Source organism: Citrobacter rodentium NBRC 105723 = DSM 16636 (assembly GCF_021278985.1).
In the GTDB taxonomy this organism is placed as follows: domain Bacteria; phylum Pseudomonadota; class Gammaproteobacteria; order Enterobacterales; family Enterobacteriaceae; genus Citrobacter_A; species Citrobacter_A rodentium.
Genome location: NZ_CP082833.1, coordinates 2,039,002 through 2,056,207 on the forward strand (window position 1 = coordinate 2,039,002; position 17,206 = coordinate 2,056,207).

Annotated in this window: 16 protein-coding genes and 4 pseudogenes; 15 read left to right on the top strand and 5 right to left on the bottom strand. The window is 51.7% G+C overall.

The annotated features are described in order from the left end of the window. Positions 1 to 2 precede the first annotated feature (2 nt). The 3 genes and pseudogenes from K7R23_RS09605 to K7R23_RS09615 form a co-directional block, all read right to left on the bottom strand. Positions 3 to 266 (bottom strand): annotated as a pseudogene (locus K7R23_RS09605) (DDE-type integrase/transposase/recombinase); the annotation flags it as partial. Positions 267 to 315: 49 nt separating this feature from the next. Then, positions 316 to 1,451 (bottom strand): IS3 family transposase gene (locus tag K7R23_RS09610; RefSeq protein ID WP_217968131.1). Its coding sequence is split into 2 segments (ribosomal slippage): positions 316 to 1,205 and positions 1,205 to 1,451, totalling 1,137 coding nucleotides; the frame shifts between segments, so codons are not numbered across the junction. A gap of 225 nt (positions 1,452 to 1,676) precedes the next feature. Beyond that, positions 1,677 to 2,087 (bottom strand): annotated as a pseudogene (locus tag K7R23_RS09615) (tyrosine-type recombinase/integrase); the annotation flags it as partial. 444 nt (positions 2,088 to 2,531) lie between these two features. Here K7R23_RS09615 and K7R23_RS09620 point away from each other — a divergent pair. The 6 genes and pseudogenes from K7R23_RS09620 to K7R23_RS09645 all read left to right on the top strand — a co-directional run bounded on the left by K7R23_RS09620 (position 2,532) and on the right by K7R23_RS09645 (position 8,353). Continuing rightward, the gene (locus K7R23_RS09620; protein WP_012907446.1) at positions 2,532 to 3,416 is read left to right on the top strand and encodes a ParA family protein; all 885 of its coding nucleotides are present in this window, start codon (positions 2,532 to 2,534) and stop codon (positions 3,414 to 3,416) included. After that, complete coding sequence (locus K7R23_RS09625) at positions 3,413 to 3,787, top strand: hypothetical protein (RefSeq protein ID WP_012907445.1); 375 nt, start codon at positions 3,413 to 3,415, stop codon at positions 3,785 to 3,787. The genes K7R23_RS09620 and K7R23_RS09625 overlap by 4 nt, the downstream gene beginning before the upstream one ends. Further along, a complete protein-coding gene (dnaB, locus tag K7R23_RS09630; RefSeq protein WP_012907444.1) occupies positions 3,780 to 5,135 on the top strand; it encodes a replicative DNA helicase in 1,356 nt (451 codons plus the stop codon). Before K7R23_RS09625 ends, dnaB begins: the two co-directional genes overlap by 8 nt. Next, positions 5,132 to 6,606 (top strand): annotated as a pseudogene (locus K7R23_RS09635) (ParB family protein). The gene dnaB and the pseudogene K7R23_RS09635 overlap by 4 nt, the downstream one beginning before the upstream one ends. After that, a complete protein-coding gene (locus K7R23_RS09640) occupies positions 6,590 to 7,129 on the top strand; it encodes a DUF2857 domain-containing protein (RefSeq protein ID WP_012907443.1) in 540 nt (179 codons plus the stop codon). The pseudogene K7R23_RS09635 and the gene K7R23_RS09640 overlap by 17 nt, the downstream one beginning before the upstream one ends. Before the next feature lie 18 nt (positions 7,130 to 7,147). Then, positions 7,148 to 8,353: an STY4528 family pathogenicity island replication protein gene (locus tag K7R23_RS09645; RefSeq protein WP_012907442.1), complete on the top strand. Its 1,206-nt coding sequence runs from the start codon at positions 7,148 to 7,150 to the stop codon at positions 8,351 to 8,353. Here K7R23_RS09645 and fic read toward each other — a convergent pair. Both fic and K7R23_RS09655 read right to left on the bottom strand, forming a co-directional pair. Beyond that, entirely contained in the window at positions 8,319 to 9,395 is a 1,077-nt protein-coding gene (fic, locus tag K7R23_RS09650; RefSeq protein ID WP_012907441.1) for a protein adenylyltransferase Fic, read from the bottom strand. The genes K7R23_RS09645 and fic overlap by 35 nt on opposite strands. A 418-nt stretch (positions 9,396 to 9,813) precedes the next feature. After that, positions 9,814 to 10,110 carry a helix-turn-helix transcriptional regulator gene (locus K7R23_RS09655; protein ID WP_012907439.1) on the bottom strand — a complete coding sequence of 99 codons (297 nt, stop codon included), beginning with the start codon at positions 10,108 to 10,110 and terminating at the stop codon, positions 9,814 to 9,816. A gap of 755 nt (positions 10,111 to 10,865) precedes the next feature. Here K7R23_RS09655 and K7R23_RS09660 point away from each other — a divergent pair. The 9 genes and pseudogenes from K7R23_RS09660 to K7R23_RS09700 all read left to right on the top strand — a co-directional run bounded on the left by K7R23_RS09660 (position 10,866) and on the right by K7R23_RS09700 (position 17,188). Beyond that, complete coding sequence (locus K7R23_RS09660; protein WP_012907438.1) at positions 10,866 to 12,185, top strand: hypothetical protein; 1,320 nt, start codon at positions 10,866 to 10,868, stop codon at positions 12,183 to 12,185. A 272-nt stretch (positions 12,186 to 12,457) separates the two neighbouring features. Then, positions 12,458 to 13,156 (top strand): PFL_4669 family integrating conjugative element protein, encoded by a 699-nt coding sequence (locus K7R23_RS09665; protein ID WP_012907437.1) that lies wholly within the window; start codon positions 12,458 to 12,460, stop codon positions 13,154 to 13,156. Next, positions 13,146 to 13,640, top strand: a complete 495-nt coding sequence (locus K7R23_RS09670; protein ID WP_024132904.1) for a DUF3158 family protein — start codon at positions 13,146 to 13,148, stop codon at positions 13,638 to 13,640. Before K7R23_RS09665 ends, K7R23_RS09670 begins: the two co-directional genes overlap by 11 nt. 553 nt (positions 13,641 to 14,193) lie before the next feature. After that, complete coding sequence (locus K7R23_RS09675; RefSeq protein ID WP_012907434.1) at positions 14,194 to 14,610, top strand: STY4534 family ICE replication protein; 417 nt, start codon at positions 14,194 to 14,196, stop codon at positions 14,608 to 14,610. Between the two features lie 120 nt (positions 14,611 to 14,730). Continuing rightward, on the top strand, positions 14,731 to 15,195 hold the full coding sequence (pilL2, locus tag K7R23_RS09680; RefSeq protein WP_024132902.1) for a PFGI-1 class ICE element type IV pilus protein PilL2: 465 nt from the start codon (positions 14,731 to 14,733) through the stop codon (positions 15,193 to 15,195). Further along, positions 15,188 to 15,796 carry a hypothetical protein gene (locus tag K7R23_RS09685; RefSeq protein ID WP_012907433.1) on the top strand — a complete coding sequence of 203 codons (609 nt, stop codon included), beginning with the start codon at positions 15,188 to 15,190 and terminating at the stop codon, positions 15,794 to 15,796. Before pilL2 ends, K7R23_RS09685 begins: the two co-directional genes overlap by 8 nt. Before the next feature lie 6 nt (positions 15,797 to 15,802). Then, positions 15,803 to 16,453, top strand: coding sequence for a TIGR03759 family integrating conjugative element protein (locus K7R23_RS09690; protein WP_012907432.1), 651 nt, complete (start codon positions 15,803 to 15,805; stop codon positions 16,451 to 16,453). Next, positions 16,429 to 16,857: pseudogene (locus K7R23_RS09695) on the top strand (lysozyme family protein); the annotation flags it as partial. The gene K7R23_RS09690 and the pseudogene K7R23_RS09695, both read left to right, overlap by 25 nt. After that, complete coding sequence (locus tag K7R23_RS09700) at positions 16,829 to 17,188, top strand: integrating conjugative element protein (RefSeq protein ID WP_024132900.1); 360 nt, start codon at positions 16,829 to 16,831, stop codon at positions 17,186 to 17,188. The pseudogene K7R23_RS09695 and the gene K7R23_RS09700, both read left to right, overlap by 29 nt. Positions 17,189 to 17,206 lie beyond the last annotated feature (18 nt).

Here is a 17,206-nt window from a genome sequence, read left to right on the forward strand (position 1 = left end):
CGGGTACCCTGGTCACTGTGGAACATCACTCCGGCTGGTTTACCGCGAGCTTCCCACGCCATTTCCAGCGCTTTGATGGTCAGCTTGCTATCCGGCGAGAATGACATTGCCCAGCCCACCGGTTTCCTTGCGAACAGATCGAGAACAACAGCGAGGTAAGCTCAACGCTTGCCTGTCCAGATATACGTCACATCGCCGCACCACACCTGGTTAGGTTCTGTCACTGCGGACTGTTGCTCAAGGTGATTCGGGACAGCGATGTGTTCATGACTGGACTGACTGGACTGACCCCACGCCTGTAGACAAATTCTGTCCTCACGACGAGGCCTGTTCAAAGGCCTCCGGACTGACGCCGCCGAGGTGGCTGTGGCGCCGGGCCCGGTTGTAGAACACTTCAATGTAATCGAAGATATCCGCCCGGGCCAGAGCCCGGGTTTTGTATATTCTCTTCCTGATGCGTTCTTTTTTCAGTGAACTGAAGAACGATTCGGCCACCGCATTATCCCAGCAGTTGCCACGCCGGCTCATGCTCGGTGCCAGGTGATTGGCCCGGCAAAAGCGCTGCCAGTCGTCACTGCCGTACTGACTACCTTGATCGCTATGTACGATGACCTCGCCGTCCGGTTTTCGGCGCCAGACCGCCATCATCAGCGCGTCGAGCGCCAGTTCGCGCGAGAGAGTGGGTTTCATCGACCAGCCGACCACATTACGGGCAAAGAGATCGATAACCACCGCCAGATACAGCCAGCCCTGCCAGGTGCGGATATAAGTAATATCGGTGACCCAGACCTGGTTGGCCCGGACAACGGTGAACTGCCGCTGCACGCGATTAGGAGCAACGATTGAAGGCCTGCCAGCGATACGACGTGGCGCTTTATAGCCGCGCACGGCTTTAATCCGGTTCAGTTGCATGATCCGACCCACCCGGTTTTTACCGCAGGTTTCCCCGATTTCGTTCAGATCGCCATGAACCCGCCGGTAACCGTATACGCCTCCGCTCAGGGAATATGAGTCGCGGATAAGTATCAGCAGGCGCTGGTTATCTTTATCACGCGCCGAGACAGGGTTATGCAGCCACGCATAGAACCCGGCCCGGGCGACATTCAGTACCCGACACATCGTCATCACACCCCATACAGTGCGGTGCTCATTGATAAAGCGGTACTTCAGTCGGGCTCCCTTGCAAAGTACCGCGCGGCCTTTTTCAGGATATCCCGTTCTTCTTCGGTGCGTTTTAGCTGCGCCCGGAGTTTCAGGATCTCGCTTTTCGCTTCCAGTAAATCCCGGGCATGCTGCTCGCTGTTATCAGGTTTGATAGCCCGTAGCCACTTGTAGAGGCTGTGTGCAGAGACGCCCAGACGGTCAGATACTTCGGCGACGGAATAACCGCGTTCCGTTATCTGACGGACGGCTTCTTCCTTAAATTCAGGTGTAAATCGTGGTGTGCCCATACGCTCCTCCTATGCTCAAACTATAGGGCAGGATCGTCTACCGGGGCGGGGTCAGTCCAACTATAGGGCAGGATCGTCTACCGGGGCGGGGTCAGTCCATTAGCCTTCACAGATTGCTCAAGCGATTGATAGCATTGCCCGAGCTAATTTATGAGTCTATAAATACCAAATTAGCAAAAAAAAATAAGGCATACCCAACGTATGCCTTATAGAAACTCTTTTTAATCAACTCGCATTTAATTTAGCAAAATCAAACGGACTAATCCCCTTCACCCGATTAATATCAAGATAATCCGCCCACCATTGCAACATCAATCGTCTCTCATCCAAATGTTCCGCCTTATGGATATAAGCCGCGCGCATAGAATTACGCTCCATATGGCTCATTTGACGCTCTACCGCATCCCTAGACCACAACCCTGATTCAATCAACGAGCTACACGCCATCGTCCTGAAGCCATGCCCACAAACATCGACCTTTGTGTCATAACTCATAACACGCAGCGCCTTGTTGACCGTGTTTTCACTCATCGGTTTACGAGGGTTATGATCGCTAACGAAAACAAAGTCACGCTCACCACTAAGATTGTGAAATTGTTTAAGGATTGCCAATGCCTGACGAGAAAGCGGCACTAATTTTGAGCCGTTAGGGTGAATAAGCAAAAACATGCCATCCCCATCGACAAGGGTGTATTCCTTTTCCTGCGATTTTGCAGAACGTACTTTGATATCTGTCAGAGCCATAAAAGTTCTCCTTCCATGTGCCGCTGTGAGTATATAACCATTATCGAACCAGCATATATACTCAGTTCTATACTCACATGCGACTTGATGTGGGTTGACTCAGATTGACTTCTGTTGAAAGGAAAATCGCGAAAAGCCTTGCGTGGCGGGGATTTCAGGCACAAAAAAAGACGTCAGTTGACGTCTATTGATGTTCCGATGGTGCGAAGGCCGGACTCGAAACGGCACGTATTTCTACGGTTGATTTTGAATCAAAGCGATCGGGTAACTTAACCTACTAATAAATCAGCGTTTTTACAGTGAAGTCCTTTTCAGAAAACGAAAAAGGCACTGGTTATGAGAAACGCAGATGCACCTGATTTACCTACATTAATTGCCGCCATTCTCTCCACCAAAGGTGGCGTGGCGAAAACCACCGATACGGCGAACCTCGGCGGCTACCTGGCCGATCAGGGGCTGAAAGTCCTGATGATTGACGCCGATATCCGCCAGCCGACGCTCAGCAGCTATTACCCTCTCAGTAATGAAGCCCCCGGCGGGATCTACGAGCTTATCGCGCAGAATGAGCTGGATCCAGCCATCATCATTTCACACACAACCATTCCCCGACTGGATATCATCATCTCCAACGATCCACGCGGCGAACTGATGAGCCTGCTTCAGGCTGCACCCGACGGAGTGATCCGTCTGCGCCATCTGGTACGCCAGATAATTGGCTGTGACGTCATCCTGATCGATACCATTGGCGCACGCACCATCGCGCTGGAAATGGTGCTGTTAGCCAGCGATCTCATAATCTCCCCTGTTCTACCGGAAATGCTCTCGGCACGCGAGTTCCTGCGCGGCACGCTGCAAATGTACCGGGATCTCCAGCCCTTCACCCGCTATGGTATCCCGCTGCCGCCACTGAAGGCGGTGATCAACAAGCTCGACCACACTAACGATGCTCGCGAAATTCACCATAACCTGCTTCAGGTTCTCCAGCATAAGCAGAAAGAACAGGAGCTACTGGTGCCCACCGAGATCCTGATGACGCCGGTTTATGCCAGCGTGGCCTATCGCCGGGCGGCATCGCTGGGACTACCGGTACATCGTCTCGATACTTCTCGCGCCAGAGGACGGGCAACCCCCTGCGCCGCCGAAACCATGCAGATGCTGGCGAAAGAACTGTTCCCGCAGTTTCTCGCCCTGCCCCATCAGCGGATAGAGGGTATCGCATGAAACGGAAAATCTGGCGGGCATTTTGCTCTTATTACGCCCAGCATCCCTTTGAGAAAGACGATGAAGTGATCGTGTTCTTTGAAGCCGCCGATCGTGAAGAAGCGCGGGAAACACTGCAGGTATTAATGTCGCTGCTCTGGCATATCCCGCCGGAAAAGGTGGACTGCTACAACCTGGAGGATGAGAACGAACTGCGTGATAACTCTGACTCGCTGACCGCACCCAGAGACTGGGCGCTGTTTGAAATCGGCTGGTCCAATAATAAGCCGCTCTACTCCAGCGATTTACCGCTTTTACTGCTACCGCCGTATCAACAGGCCCGACTGTGGGAAGCCTTTGTGGCCTGTCAGGAGGGTAATAGGGATGAGTAAGCGCAAACGGTCACAACCGCCCCACTCTGTCGAAGCGGAACAATCCGTGCTCGGCGGACTGATGCTGGATAACGATCGCTGGGATGACGTAGCCACGCAGATTTCCGCGCAGGACTTCTTTATATCCACGCACCGCACTATCTATAGCCATATGCAAACCCTGGTCGAACAAGGAAACCCTATCGACCTGATCACCCTGAGCGAATCGCTGGAACAGCAGGAGCAACTCGAACAGGTGGGCGGTTTTGCTTATCTGGCGGAGCTTTCCAAAAACACACCCAGCGCCGCCAATATCATTCCCTACGCGCAATACATTGCCAGCTACGGTGAACTGCGCCAGCTACTGTTATTAGGCAATGAACTGAGCGATATGGCAGGCCAGCCGCGCAGCAATGTGGCCGATGTGCTGAATTTTGCCGAACAAAAGCTGTTTGCCATTGCGCAGTCGCATCAGGATGGCGGCCTGACCGACATCAGCGCCTACTTTGACAACGTGCTGGCTGGCATCGCTCAGCGCTATGAGGCAGAACGCGGTAGCCTCAGCGGCACGCCATCCGGGCTGGAACAGCTCGACGCCCTGACCTGCGGCTTCCAGCCTGCCGACCTGATTATCGCCGCCGCACGCCCTTCCGTAGGTAAAACCGCTTTCGCCCTGACGCTGTGCGTCAACGCGCTAATGCTCCTCCCCACCCAGCCAGTACAAATCTACAGCATGGAAATGTCGGCAGAGCAGCTACTGCTGCGGCTGGTTTCTCTGATTGGCCATGTCTCGCAGATCCGGCTACGCAGCGGTGATCTCAGTGATGACGACTGGCAGCAGATTGGCCTCAGCGCCAATATCCTGATGAACGAGTGGAAAGATCGTCTGCTGCTCGACGACTCCGGGATCCTCACCCCATCCCTGCTACGCAGTCGGGCCAGACGATCGCTGCGCCAGTACGGGCTTCCCTCCCTGATCGTGGTTGATTACCTGCAACTGATGCGCAGCGGCGGCGCGGAGAACCGCAATCTGGAGATCTCGACGATCTCCCGCTCGCTAAAAGCGCTGGCGAAGGAATTAAATTGCCCGGTGCTGGCGCTGTCGCAGCTTAACCGGGCGCTGGAGTCACGCCTTAACAAGCGCCCCTGTAATGCCGATCTGCGCGATTCCGGCTCTATCGAGCAGGATGCCGACGTGATCTTATTCCTCTACCGCGACGAGCTGTATGATCCCAACACGCTGGATCGTGGTATCGCCGAAGTCATTGTCAGCAAACAGCGCAACGGCCCGATTGGCACGGTGCGCACCCGATTTATCAGCGATCAAACCCGCTTCGAATCGCTCAACCAGCAAGGAGTCGGGTCATGAACAACAAGCTGACTTCGACGGAACTCCAGTCCCGCCTGCTACAGGGCAATTTTGATCGGGGAAGATCACCTGATGAACGATTTGCCGATCCGCTGACGGAAACCTCGATGATCGTCACGCTGGAGCAGCTTCGCCCTTACGATCTCAATCCGCGACTGATGCGTAACCCCAGCTATGACGACATCAAGGAATCGATCCGTCGTCGTGGACTGGACACACCGCCGCCGATCACCCGTCGTCCCGATCAGGAGTGGTGCATCATCGCCAACGGCGGCAATACCCGCCTGTCGATCCTCAACGAACTGTGGCGCGAAACGCATGACGAACGGTTCTGGCGCATTCAGTGTCTATACAAACCGTGGGCCGGTACGTCCGATCAACCCATGCTGGGCGAACTACGCTGCCTGAACGGTCATCTGGCGGAAAACGATATGCACGGCAAACTCAGCTTCATCGAGCGGGCGCTGGGGCGCGGGAACTGTACCAGCAGGTGGAAAAGTGCCAGCTTTCACAGCGGGCGCTGGCAGAGCATCTGAAGAACGACGGCTACCCCATTAATCAGTCTCATATCAGCCGGATGGAACAGGCGCTGGAATACCTGCTACCCTGCATCCCCGAAGTGTTGTACGCGGGAATGGGCCGCTCACAGGTGGAAAAACTGCTGTCACTGCGGGCGGCATCATTACACCTCTGGCAGCGTCACGCCGCCGAAGACGACGGTTCCTTTGATAACCTCTTCTCTTCCGCGCTGTCGTTGTTCAACGACCAGCCGGAAGACTTCGCCATCGAGCGAGTGCAGGATGAACTGCTGGGGCTGATGAGTCAGGAGCTGAACGTTGATTACAACCTGTTGTTGCTGGACGTCGATCCTTCTGAGCAAAAACGCCAGGCCGTGCTCGGCCCGACGCCGGAACCACCACCGTACATACCGCTGGAAGAACCCGAACCACGCCCGGTAACGCGCAGGCGTAAACCTGAAACAGAGGAAGAGGACATTGGCGCACCAGCCCCTCAGCCTGAGCCAGAAGAAGCAACATCGCTATTGTGTGAAGGGACCGAACCCGTTACGGATATCTGGCGCATCCCACAACTGTGGGATACCACTGAGTCCTTACGATCGGCCAGCGATCGCCTGGCGTGGGATTTGGCGGAGCATTACGCCATCGACGACCGGGTGATTTCGGATGCTAACGAAAATGGCATTGGTTTCCGGGTGATGCCATTCGCATTAGATCATCCTATGTTCACCCGGCCACAGTCACGCGCCTGCTGGGCGCTGCTGGCGGCACTCAACGAAATCCCGCTGACGGAAGATTTGGCCTCTGCACTGACGCCTGGACTCTTTTTTCAACGTGATGCAGACGGCTTCTTCTTCAGCGATGAATTCCTTATTAAAGCATTCCGGTTGATCCGTATTGTCCGCCGGATCAAAGAATTTCAGCAGGAGGCACAACATGCTGCCGACGATTAATCAGGCCGTTTTGTCACAGGTGATACAAGCCCTGAAGGACGGCAATGTGCGCTATTGCGAAGCGCTGGGCTTTGACCGTGAGGAGCTGAACGAACTGAACGCCCTGACCTTTGAGGAGTTAATGCACCAAGGCAACACCTCGGCGCAGTTCCTGAAAATCACCATCAATCACGATGTACTACGCAAGATGCTGGTTCAGGTGCGCCAGGAACAGAAATTCCAGCAACTGGTCGGCCAGGCGGTGCAGCTTGGCGGCTCAATAGCGTTAATCATCCACTACTTCGGCATCTCGACCGCTGAAATCAGCGCCCGTCGTCGGCTGATGGGGATCCACGTTCGTCAGGGACGTAACCAGGCACCCGGCGAAGAGGAAGAAGCCGCGCTCTGGAACCGCTGGCAGGAGATCAAAGTGGATAACATCGACTCCATACCAGCACTGGAAGCCATGATGCTGCTGGCACAGGAACGTTCGATCTCACTGACCGTGGTCTGGAATCTGATCCGACAGTGGGAAAAAAGCTGAGTGACCGAGGGGAAGATCATGACACCATATATCCAGGCGCTGATCGCTATGACCGGTGACAAACTCCAGCAACGGATGCAGAAGGATCCGACATCGGCTTCCGATAGCCTGCTGTTTATGGGCAACCAGCATGACACGGTTCCGCGTCGCCTGTTGCAGGATCCGCTGTTATCGCCTAGAAATAAATTCGCCTGGCAGGTGATCCGGATGCAGGCGCAGGACAACGGCGGCGCGGTGTTCCCCTCTTACAGCGAATTACAGATGCAGCTCTCTAACCGCCCGCAGGATGAAAAAGCCTCGCGCAGCACCGTCAGCCGGGCATTGCTGATGTTGCGCCTGACGCGCTGGCTCAGCCTGTGCCATAAGGCACGGGATCGGGTATCCGGGCGCATCCTTGGGAATATCTATGCACTACACGATGAACCGCTGAGCGTGCTGGATGCAGTGCGTTTCGATGCCAGCTATCTTCATTTGCTGGAGCAGTGCTCGCGACATGAAAACAAGGCCATCCGCGCCACTGCGCAAGGTATTCTGTACGACATTCGCCAGGACACCAGCCTGCGTTATTTATCGTCGCGTATAGAACTGCTGGAAGAACGCGCCCGCTGGCAGCAACGCCAGTCTCCTGAGGAGACTAAGCCAGAAACGTCCGGTCTCAATACGGTACCAGGCAAAATTTCACCTGGTACCGAATCAGGACTAAGTCGGAAACCGGGGCCTGGCGGCTTAGTCTCAAATCAGGACCGGGCTTCTGTACGTACTGTATCTACAGATATTTGTAATAGTACTACCGCGCGCGCGAACAGCTCACCGCCGAACTGGCCGCCGGAAATTCCGTTAACTCATCCTGAAAAACAGCTTGTCTTGCAGGCCATGCAGAACCTGCCGCCCCCGCTGCGCCAGGACGTGCTTGATGACGCAGCTCAACGCGTTGCCCGTGGCGGCATACAAAACCCGCTCGCCTATCTGATGGCAACGGTGCGCAAAGCGCAGGGCGGTGAGTTTAATCAGTATCGGCGCGGCAAAGCGGCGGAGCCGAAGTTTGTGCCACCAGTGCTTTCAGAGCAGGAAATGCCGACAAGGCCGCGCCAAAAACGGGATATCAGTAAGTTGGTTGCGGAGATTCGGGCAAAAAGTGATGCCAGTGGCATCACTTTTTCTCCACGCTTTTGTTTTCTGGGCCCATTCACTACTGATTCAACTCCTGTAGCAACCTGGTATTGATATACAGCTTTTCACGGCCAACGCTCATTTCCTCCAACACACCAATTTCGACCAACTGCTTGAGGTATGTCGATGCCGTCTGGCGCTTGGCCACTCCACGTTCGACAAGGTTATCGATCCGACAATATGGTTGTGCAAAAAGCGCCTGGACAAGTTCATGGGTGTAGATTTTCGGTAGCTTCTCGCGTACATACTCTGTGGTTTCAGCCATTAATGCCCGCACAATCGATATCTTATCAGTAGTCCATCGGGACGTACTCTCCACAGCCTCCAGCATAAATAATATCCACGATTCCCAGTCACCCTCTTCTGTCACCCTACGAAGGAGCGTGTAGTAATCATCGCGTCTCTCCAAGATAAAGCGGGATAAATACAGGATTGGTAGCGAAAGCAATTCGCTCTGGATCAGATACAGAATATTCAAGATACGGCCCGTTCTCCCGTTCCCATCCGGGAACGGGTGAATGCACTCAAACTGATAGTGCGCAATAGCCATTTTAACCAATGGATCTAAATCATCATCACCGTGTATAAACCGCTCCCAATTCGCCAGTAGCTCACGAATGGCGTCTTCCCCCACCGGCGGCGTATATACCACGTTATTATTCTGATCACGCAATACCGTGCCCGGAGTTTTCCTGATATCAGTTTGAACTGCACGTAATTTGGTGCAGATAGCTACCGCTGTGTTTGTACAGAGTGGATAGTCCTCAAGATGGGTATAGCCATCATAGAGCGCTGTACGATAGCGCAGCGCTTCTTTAGTAGCAGGATCTGCGCCATCTGCGCGGTCAGCATACTGAAAGAGTTGATCGCTGGTAGTTAAGATATTCTCTATGCGCGATGAGTCCTTCGCTTCCAGCATCGGGAGGATGTTTATCAGCAACCCTTGGTCAGGGATCAACTCACCAGCAGTTTTCAACTCAGCGATTGCTGCGCGCGCACTTATGCATGCTTTAAGTACGCTGCGTGTTTCAATGCGCTCCAGGTCAGGCGGCAGTATCGGCAAATCGTTGTAAGGGGTTTCTGCATTCCAGTTCATATGTTTATGAAAACCGTTTTAATCGACATATAGCCATAATATGTCGTTGTCATCGACATGTCACGTCATCATGTTTAAAAAGTCACGTTTTATCGACATATCACTGGAACGTGTCGACGCGGTAAACTCATCCATACAACATGTTTAAAAAAGCAAATTTCATCGACACATAGCAAGAACGTGTCGATACCTTAAGCATATCTCGACAATATGTTTAAAAAATTACACTTTATCGACATATAACTGGAATGTGTCGATGCGGTAAACATATCCAGAAGACATGTTTAAAAAAGCAAATTTCATTGACACATAACAAGAACGTGTCGATGCCATAAGCATATTCCGGCAACATATTTAAAAAAATGAATTTTATCGACATGTTCTAAGGTTTTCACCATAGACTATCACATAGACATCATCACCACTTTTCTCGTCTGGCTAGAGAATCTCTATATTTATCAGTTAACTTATATGAATTTATGGCTGATGAAGCCAATGGAGAAGAAAGTTCTATTTCAACGCCCAACACAGTAAACACTTTGAACAACCGCTCAATACTGGCGCTACCTGGGTTCGCCTCCAATCGAGCATAGGTTTGCTGTGTTACGCCAAGCCTCTCTGCAATATCCTTTTGGGTCAGTCCATTTACTTTACGAAAGCCAATCAGAAGAGGGCGTAACTGATTCATGGTCTTCAACGGATAAACAGTATTCATAAGGCATTCACCATTTTCTAGAACGTTTTACAGCCTATAAGCTGTTTTAACCAATACACCCTATAGACTGTAAAAAAGACAACTTCACCTAATGAACTTTACTCAATCACCGAGCTGAAACAGGAAATTGTTAAATTCCCCAATTCAAGTTTTTCGCGCGAATAACTTGAAGAAAAGGTGTGAATTAATTCTAACACCAGATGGTTAGGCTAAGAGTGACAAATAAGGGAGTTTTTTATCTCTACATAAAAGAGAATTTTATGTGCCCTTTATGTAGAGATAAAAGGCAAAATAAGCTTTGATGCCAGTGAAGTCACATCAATACCTATCAATCCATCACTAATCAATAGATAAAACGACAATATCACTGGCTAGCCAAGAGAGCAGTATTATTCCACAGAGTTTTTTAGTTAGACATGCTTGGTAACAATGAATGAAATATTAATAGCCATAGTATTGCTTTGATTTAAAATAAAGGCTATAAAAGCAAATGACTATAAAATATTAAAATAATGATTCTATTATATATGTACATTAGATTTAAGTATTCACTGACTTAGGGGTAATAAAGTGATCATACAGACGTCACTAATGAAAAATACAAGAAAACTTAACTTCTTGCATTATAAAAATAAGTACAATACTTTTATGAAAATTAAAAACACAAGAAAAGCGTAAAAATCATCATTTACTAAAAAATTAAGTGAAGATAAAAACTTCACACTATATAATATTTAGAGCTGAGGTTAAAAGATATGCCCGTTAATGAATCAGAAGAGAGATTGCTTAACTTCACAAAGAAAACATTTCTGTCAATGTGGTCTCACAGTAATATTTTCTATAAAAAAGGAAAGGAATTTTGCGATGTAATGGTCGTCTTTGGCAATGATGTAATCATCATGTCTGATAAACTTATTAATTATAATATTGAAATTGACGAAAAAATCGCATGGAATAGATGGTATAAAAGTGCTATCGAAAGCAGCATAAAACAGCTAAATGGTGCATATAACCATATAAACTCATATCCCGACAATCTATATACTGATGCTCAAGCAACAGAGCCATTCTCAATGGAATTACCACATTCGGATGAAATATGCATTCATTTAATTGCTATCGCAAATGGTTGCTCTGACGCATGCTATAGAAAATACGGTCGCTATGGATTAAATATTGATACAGCATGTACCGGAAAAGACACCTTATTGACCATAGGTATACCCACAAGAAAATTCGTCCATATATTCAATGATAGCAGTCTAGATAAAATATTTACATGTTTAGATACAACCAGAGATTTCATTGATTACATTCAAGCCAGGGAAAACTTACTTACAACTTCAGATAATCACATCAAAATATATGGCGAAGAAGAGCTATTGGCAGCCTGGATGCTTAGCCAGCCAGGTAATGCTCCGTTCCATATGCCATATGAACTATTTCGTACAGCAGATGACATTTATCATATCGGCCCAGGCCTTTGGGAACAATATAATAGCGATGAAAATCAAAGAATAAGACAAGAAACTCGACAAAACTCCTATACTATAGATAATTTGATAGATCACATTCATACCGAATATGAAAACCAAAGTTTAATCATTGGTCAAGATGAATCAATTAATTACCACGAGAGGGCTTTCAGATTATTAGCCTCTGAATCAAGACTTGGACGTCAACTTATTTCAATACCATTAATTGAAGTCGCACAAGAAGATCCTGGATTCTTTTGGGCTAACATTGTCGAATCCAATGATTTTCCGGGATTGTTATACTTATGGTTAATTTACCCTGAGATACCAGAAGATGTCTCTGATGATATTGTTCTAAATATATTATTTTCTCAACTCAGTAAATATTTACTTGTTGCACAATCCAAGTTTAGAGATATGAAAATAATTTTTGGTGCATGCTTGCCGAATATACAATCATCACGCAAGGATCGCCTTTTTATTGTTAATGATGCTTCACACTGGAATGAAGAGATGCAAAAGCTAGCAATTGAATATGAAAAAAATGAAGATATACTTGCTAATATAACCAGCACTAAGAATTTTAGCATTAGAGCATAGCCTTTCTGGCGTTGATAATTCAGCGCCAGAATGACATTAATTTATAGATATAAAAAGTGAAAGTATATAATTAAAAAACAAAGTTACAAGGATAACTAATCCTCGACATCAATTAATAAGAGAGAAGCCCTTACAAACTTAAAAATATTATCTAACAGAGTATAACGTTATTAATATCTCTCCCAGCAATCTTCTCGTATGCGTTTTCCCATTGCTCACAATCCCTCCCGCCATCACTCTGCGTTGACACCCACCCGCAACAGGAAACACATATGTCGGACTACACCTTCAACATGGGTCCCCTGCGTAGTGCGATCCATATTCAGCTTCACACTCACAACGCCACCCGGCTGTGGACCGGACAGCGGGCGACAGAGAATGGCCCTGCACCAATCATCGGAATGCCGCGCTTTATCGAAATCCTCAACCAGATGCGCATTGCCGCAGAACATAACGATCCTTATGCCGATCTGTGGATGCTGCGTATGGAAGAGAAACTGGTGCAGTCGCGTAAGTTGATGCAAGTGATGCTGGATCAGGCGAAAAGCATGTTCAGCGAATTGCCGGAAGGCATCGATATTGAAAACTGCTTCAATGTTCAGCCTGCCCACTTTCCGCTTTTTATCAACGCTCCACTGGCCTATCAGGGCGTTTATCTACTGACCGATTTCGACCAGCTCGCACGCCAGCTTCTGCTGGCCTCGCATATCGCCGTCATCTCCCGCAGGGAAATGTACAACCGATTAAATAACGGAGCAACGGTTATCCGCAGCGCCTTCGGCCTGGCGCAGAAGTATCACGGTTCCGGCCTGACCCGTCAGGACTTTATCGACGACACGCCGCAGGCCAGAGCCGCTATTGAGCATTTAGGCCCGCTGCCGGAAGCGATACTGAGCGGCAAACTGCGCTCATCGTTTTCATCACCGTTGCCTGGCGAGACCGAAAATCCCAGAGTTACTGATGATGAATAACCCCATAACCGGCTATCAATCGCTGGCTGATGAAGACTATAAAATGCTGGCTTACGTCTCCACGCTAAAAGGCCTTTTAAAGCCTTTTAAGAGTAAGGGGGAGCTGGAGCTGCTGGAGAGCTACGCCCGAAGCGTGCGCGAGATGATGGAGCCGTTAATGCAGCGCCTGATCCAGAGCGCCAGACGCTACCCCGTACGCCAGCTTCCGCTGATATTCACCATCGGCCCTGCCCCCTCCGGCGCGAACTTCCTACGCTGGCGTAACCAGCAGAACAACAAATCCGGCGCCCCGGCATTTTGCAACCTGATTAGCGATCCCAAAATCCCGCAACGTGCCAGAGATGCTCTGCTGGAAATAGAGCGGGACCGCATCGTATTCAATATGCAGATGTCGGTACTGACCTTCATTATCCGCCAGGCGCGGGAGTGTCAGGAAAAGATGGAACAGGCAGAAATGCTGTATCAGGGGCAGCAAAATAGCTGAGGCAGGACATGAATTGCAGCGCGACACTAAGCGACTACGCGATTACTCTCACGCCATACCTGACTGCGCGGTTTGTTTTGCCTATTCGCGCTCGTGACGTTTCCGTCACGCAAAACAACCTTTACGCCACTGTTCAGCCTCATTTCGGGCGACAGCCGTCTCGCTATCCGCCCGGACCGCCTGCATGTTTCCGGTACCCACCGGATAACAACGGGATCCGTTTGTGCGCAAGCGCCAGTTTTTGCGATTTACACTGCTGACAGAAATCGCGCGTAATCCGACGCGGCCAGTGACCCCTTCAGCCCGCTGCACCTTAACAGCCTCCGCGCGGAACACGATATTTAAGGTGCAGCAAACAGAATATCGCCTCGCAATTTCCCTTCCCCCTCGTTTAAATCCCCTTGCTTATTCGGTAGCCGGAACCTTCACGCTACCCGCCGTACGGCGTGGTTCCATCGCCTTTTAAATGCGCAGCATCATCTCCGCGCATCCCTTTCACCCGATGCACTCAGCATATCACCAGGTAACGCGTGTAACCACGCGGGAGGATCCTATGAGCGAGAAAACTTACTTCAATCTGTACACCAGCGGTCTGGGTTACGTTAACCGTGTCCGTACCGTCACCCCAAAACGCGGCGAACCCTTTTTATGCTGCGACATTGCCGCATTAAGCGGGGCTGCCGATGACGTGGACTATGTCCGCTTTGACTGCAAAGTCACCGGTAGCGAAGCGCGTAAGCTGATTGCCCGCTGCGAGCAGGCGGTCAATGAAAAGCGCAAAGTGCTAATCCACTTCCGGTTGGGCGACTTATACGTTGATATGTTCACCTACAGCAAAGGCGAGCGTAAAGGCGAAACGGGCGTCAGCCTGAAAGCCCGACTGCTCTATATTGGCCTTATCAAAATCGACGGCGAAGTCGTCTGGCAGGCCGGAAACCAGGAAGCAGAGGCAGAAGCTGATGCCGCCTGAATCTTTATCGTGACGCCCACTCCGGGCGTCTTTTTTTCATCACCGAAAAACAATTTCGCGTTGTCTGCCCTTCCACCTTTGCGCACCCTCGGGCTATTCCTCACCAGATTCAGAGAAACAATGGCGCGAATAACAGGATGGGTTATCACACTGCTGATGCTGGACGGCTGCAACTCACCGCAACAGCCCGCTGTGCCTGCGCCAAAACCAACACCACCGCCCGCGCCTGAAGTGGTGCGCTATGACCGCTACCTGCTGATCAACACCCGCCCTGACGAAGCTCAGCGCAACCCGCTGCACCAAATCATCAACATCAACCTGCCGCTGAACCTGAAGCTCACCGTTGGCGACGCCTTCGCCTGGCTGCTGAAACAGAGCGGCTACAGCCTGTGCGCCGATGACCATCCAACGCAGTTTCTGGCTGGCAAACCACTGCCGCTTTCGCAATACCGGCTCGGCCCGATGCGACTGGAAGAGGCGCTGAAAACGCTGGCCGGGCCGGGCTGGCTGATGCAGACCGATGTACTGAACCGCGAAGTTTGTTTTCACCTGAACACGCCGGGAACGGGGGACCATCATGCTTAAACATCTGGCTTACCTGATAGCAGGCAGCGCTCTCCTTCTGCTGGTAGCGGCGATGTTCTGGGGCTTCAACCGCCTGAATGCCCTGACGCTGGCACAGCTACAAACACAACGCCAGATGGCGCAATGGCACAACCAACCGCAGCCAGACGACAATTACCGAGAACTGAAGGTTGCCGTAAAAAACATCACCGATCGCACGGAAGCCCTTGCCAGACAGCTTAACGATGCCGCCAGCGCGCAGGCCGAACACCTTCAACCCATTAACGAACAGATCAAGGCGCTGGAGAAACAAGTCCAGACCCTGAGCAGCAGTTATCAACACCTGCAACAACAGTCCGCCACGCGCAGCCGCGCAAAGGCAAAACGTCCCGTCTCATCTCCGCTTTGGGCCGCAAAGGCCCCTTTTTCTCTTATCAGCAGCGAGTTTCGCGCCGGGCGGCAGTTCGCCGTCATCGCCCCATCCGGCTATCGCTCGCTCTCACAGCTTCAGCTTGTGGCCCCCGGCGACAGCGTGCAGGGCTGGCAATTGCTGCAATTGGACGGCAGTCACGCTACTTTCCGTAAAGGCGGGCAGCGGCTGACGCTGAACGCAGGAGGATAAACCGCAATGCGCAGATATCTGTTGCTGTGCCTTCTGCTACTGCCGCTGTTTGCCAGCCCACAGCAAACCCGTATTGAAGAACAGACCATCACCCACACGCAGGCACAGCAGTGGGGATTAACCGACAGCGAATGGCAGCACTACCAGCAACTGCGTCAGGGCGAGCGCGGCATCTGGTCGCCGGGGCTCGATCCCCTCACCACCCTCGGCGTGGAAGCCAACAGCGACGCTGAACGCCAGCGCTATGCTGAGCTGCTGGCCCGTAAAGAGCATCAGCGGGTGGAGAAAGAGCTGGCGTTCCAGCGTGCCTACGACCAGGCGTGGAAGCGGCTTTATCCGACGCTGACGCCCATCCGCAGCGTCGTCCAGCCACGAATAGCGCTGTTCGTCAGTGAAAAATGCCCAGCCTGCGAGACGCTGGCGCAGAAGCTTATCAACGATGACCGCCCGCTGGATATCTGGCTGGTTAACAGCCGTAACGACGATGCCAGCCTGCAACGCTGGGCGCAGCGCCAGCATATTGATATGCGCAAAGTCGAGCGCGGGCAGATAACGCTTAATCACGATAACGGGCGCTGGCAACGCCTCGGTGGTGGAAAGTTACCGTTATTGCTGGAACAACAGGGGGAGCAATGGCGTCCCGTCTCTGCACCCTGACAGTCGGCCTGCTTATCTGCGCCCACGCCTGTGCCGTGCCGCCGCTGTATGCGCAAATTGCCCGCCAGCAGCAGGTTCCGGCTGAACTGCTCTACGCGGTAGCCCGCGCGGAAAGCGGCACCCGTCTGGCGCAGGGACTACATCCGTGGCCGTGGACGCTGAATATTGCCGGAACCGGCTACCGTTACCCCAGCCGTTCTTCAGCCTGCCAGGCATTACTGGCCTTCGCCCGCACCCGCAGCATGAAACGCATCGACGCCGGGCTGGGACAAATTAACCTCGGCTGGAACGGGCACTGGTTTCCCTCGCTGTGCGCCAGCTTCGATCCGGCGGACAATCTCACCGTCACCGCCCTGCTGCTGCGTCAGCACTACAATGCCTCCCCCGGAAGCTGGCTGGGCGCTGGTTGAGGCCCGGTTGCTGCCGGTCGTCACCCACAATCTTCATCCCGGTCAGCAACCCCATCTGGCGCTCAGCCTGCCAGGGATGACGCCGCTGTTCTTAATCGGCGACGATCCGCTGTCCACAGAATGGCTGCGCCAGCACCGGGACGCGTTAAAAACCCTGCACGCCACCGGGCTGGTCGTGAACGTCACCACGCTGACGCGGTTGAATGCCCTGCGGGCCATCGCACCGACGTTAACGCTGCTCCCCGTCAGCGCCGACGATATGGCAAAAAACCTGCCCATCAGCGCTTATCCAGTACTTATCACCGACAAGGGGCTGGAACAGTGAGGCTTGATTTTATCCTGC

What these genes read in the sequence shown, in the direction of transcription:
- K7R23_RS09620 (WP_012907446.1), top strand. Translation starts at nt 2,532, where the DNA reads ATGAGAAACGCAGATGCACCTGATTTACCTACATTAATTGCCGCCATT.
- K7R23_RS09625 (WP_012907445.1), top strand. Translation starts at nt 3,413, where the DNA reads ATGAAACGGAAAATCTGGCGGGCATTTTGCTCTTATTACGCCCAGCAT.
- dnaB (WP_012907444.1), top strand. Translation starts at nt 3,780, where the DNA reads ATGAGTAAGCGCAAACGGTCACAACCGCCCCACTCTGTCGAAGCGGAA.
- K7R23_RS09640 (WP_012907443.1), top strand. Translation starts at nt 6,590, where the DNA reads ATGCTGCCGACGATTAATCAGGCCGTTTTGTCACAGGTGATACAAGCC.
- K7R23_RS09645 (WP_012907442.1), top strand. Translation starts at nt 7,148, where the DNA reads ATGACACCATATATCCAGGCGCTGATCGCTATGACCGGTGACAAACTC.
- fic (WP_012907441.1), bottom strand. Translation starts at nt 9,395, where the DNA reads ATGAACTGGAATGCAGAAACCCCTTACAACGATTTGCCGATACTGCCG.
- K7R23_RS09655 (WP_012907439.1), bottom strand. Translation starts at nt 10,110, where the DNA reads ATGAATACTGTTTATCCGTTGAAGACCATGAATCAGTTACGCCCTCTT.
- K7R23_RS09660 (WP_012907438.1), top strand. Translation starts at nt 10,866, where the DNA reads ATGCCCGTTAATGAATCAGAAGAGAGATTGCTTAACTTCACAAAGAAA.
- K7R23_RS09665 (WP_012907437.1), top strand. Translation starts at nt 12,458, where the DNA reads ATGTCGGACTACACCTTCAACATGGGTCCCCTGCGTAGTGCGATCCAT.
- K7R23_RS09670 (WP_024132904.1), top strand. Translation starts at nt 13,146, where the DNA reads ATGATGAATAACCCCATAACCGGCTATCAATCGCTGGCTGATGAAGAC.
- K7R23_RS09675 (WP_012907434.1), top strand. Translation starts at nt 14,194, where the DNA reads ATGAGCGAGAAAACTTACTTCAATCTGTACACCAGCGGTCTGGGTTAC.
- pilL2 (WP_024132902.1), top strand. Translation starts at nt 14,731, where the DNA reads ATGGCGCGAATAACAGGATGGGTTATCACACTGCTGATGCTGGACGGC.
- K7R23_RS09685 (WP_012907433.1), top strand. Translation starts at nt 15,188, where the DNA reads ATGCTTAAACATCTGGCTTACCTGATAGCAGGCAGCGCTCTCCTTCTG.
- K7R23_RS09690 (WP_012907432.1), top strand. Translation starts at nt 15,803, where the DNA reads ATGCGCAGATATCTGTTGCTGTGCCTTCTGCTACTGCCGCTGTTTGCC.
- K7R23_RS09700 (WP_024132900.1), top strand. Translation starts at nt 16,829, where the DNA reads ATGCCTCCCCCGGAAGCTGGCTGGGCGCTGGTTGAGGCCCGGTTGCTG.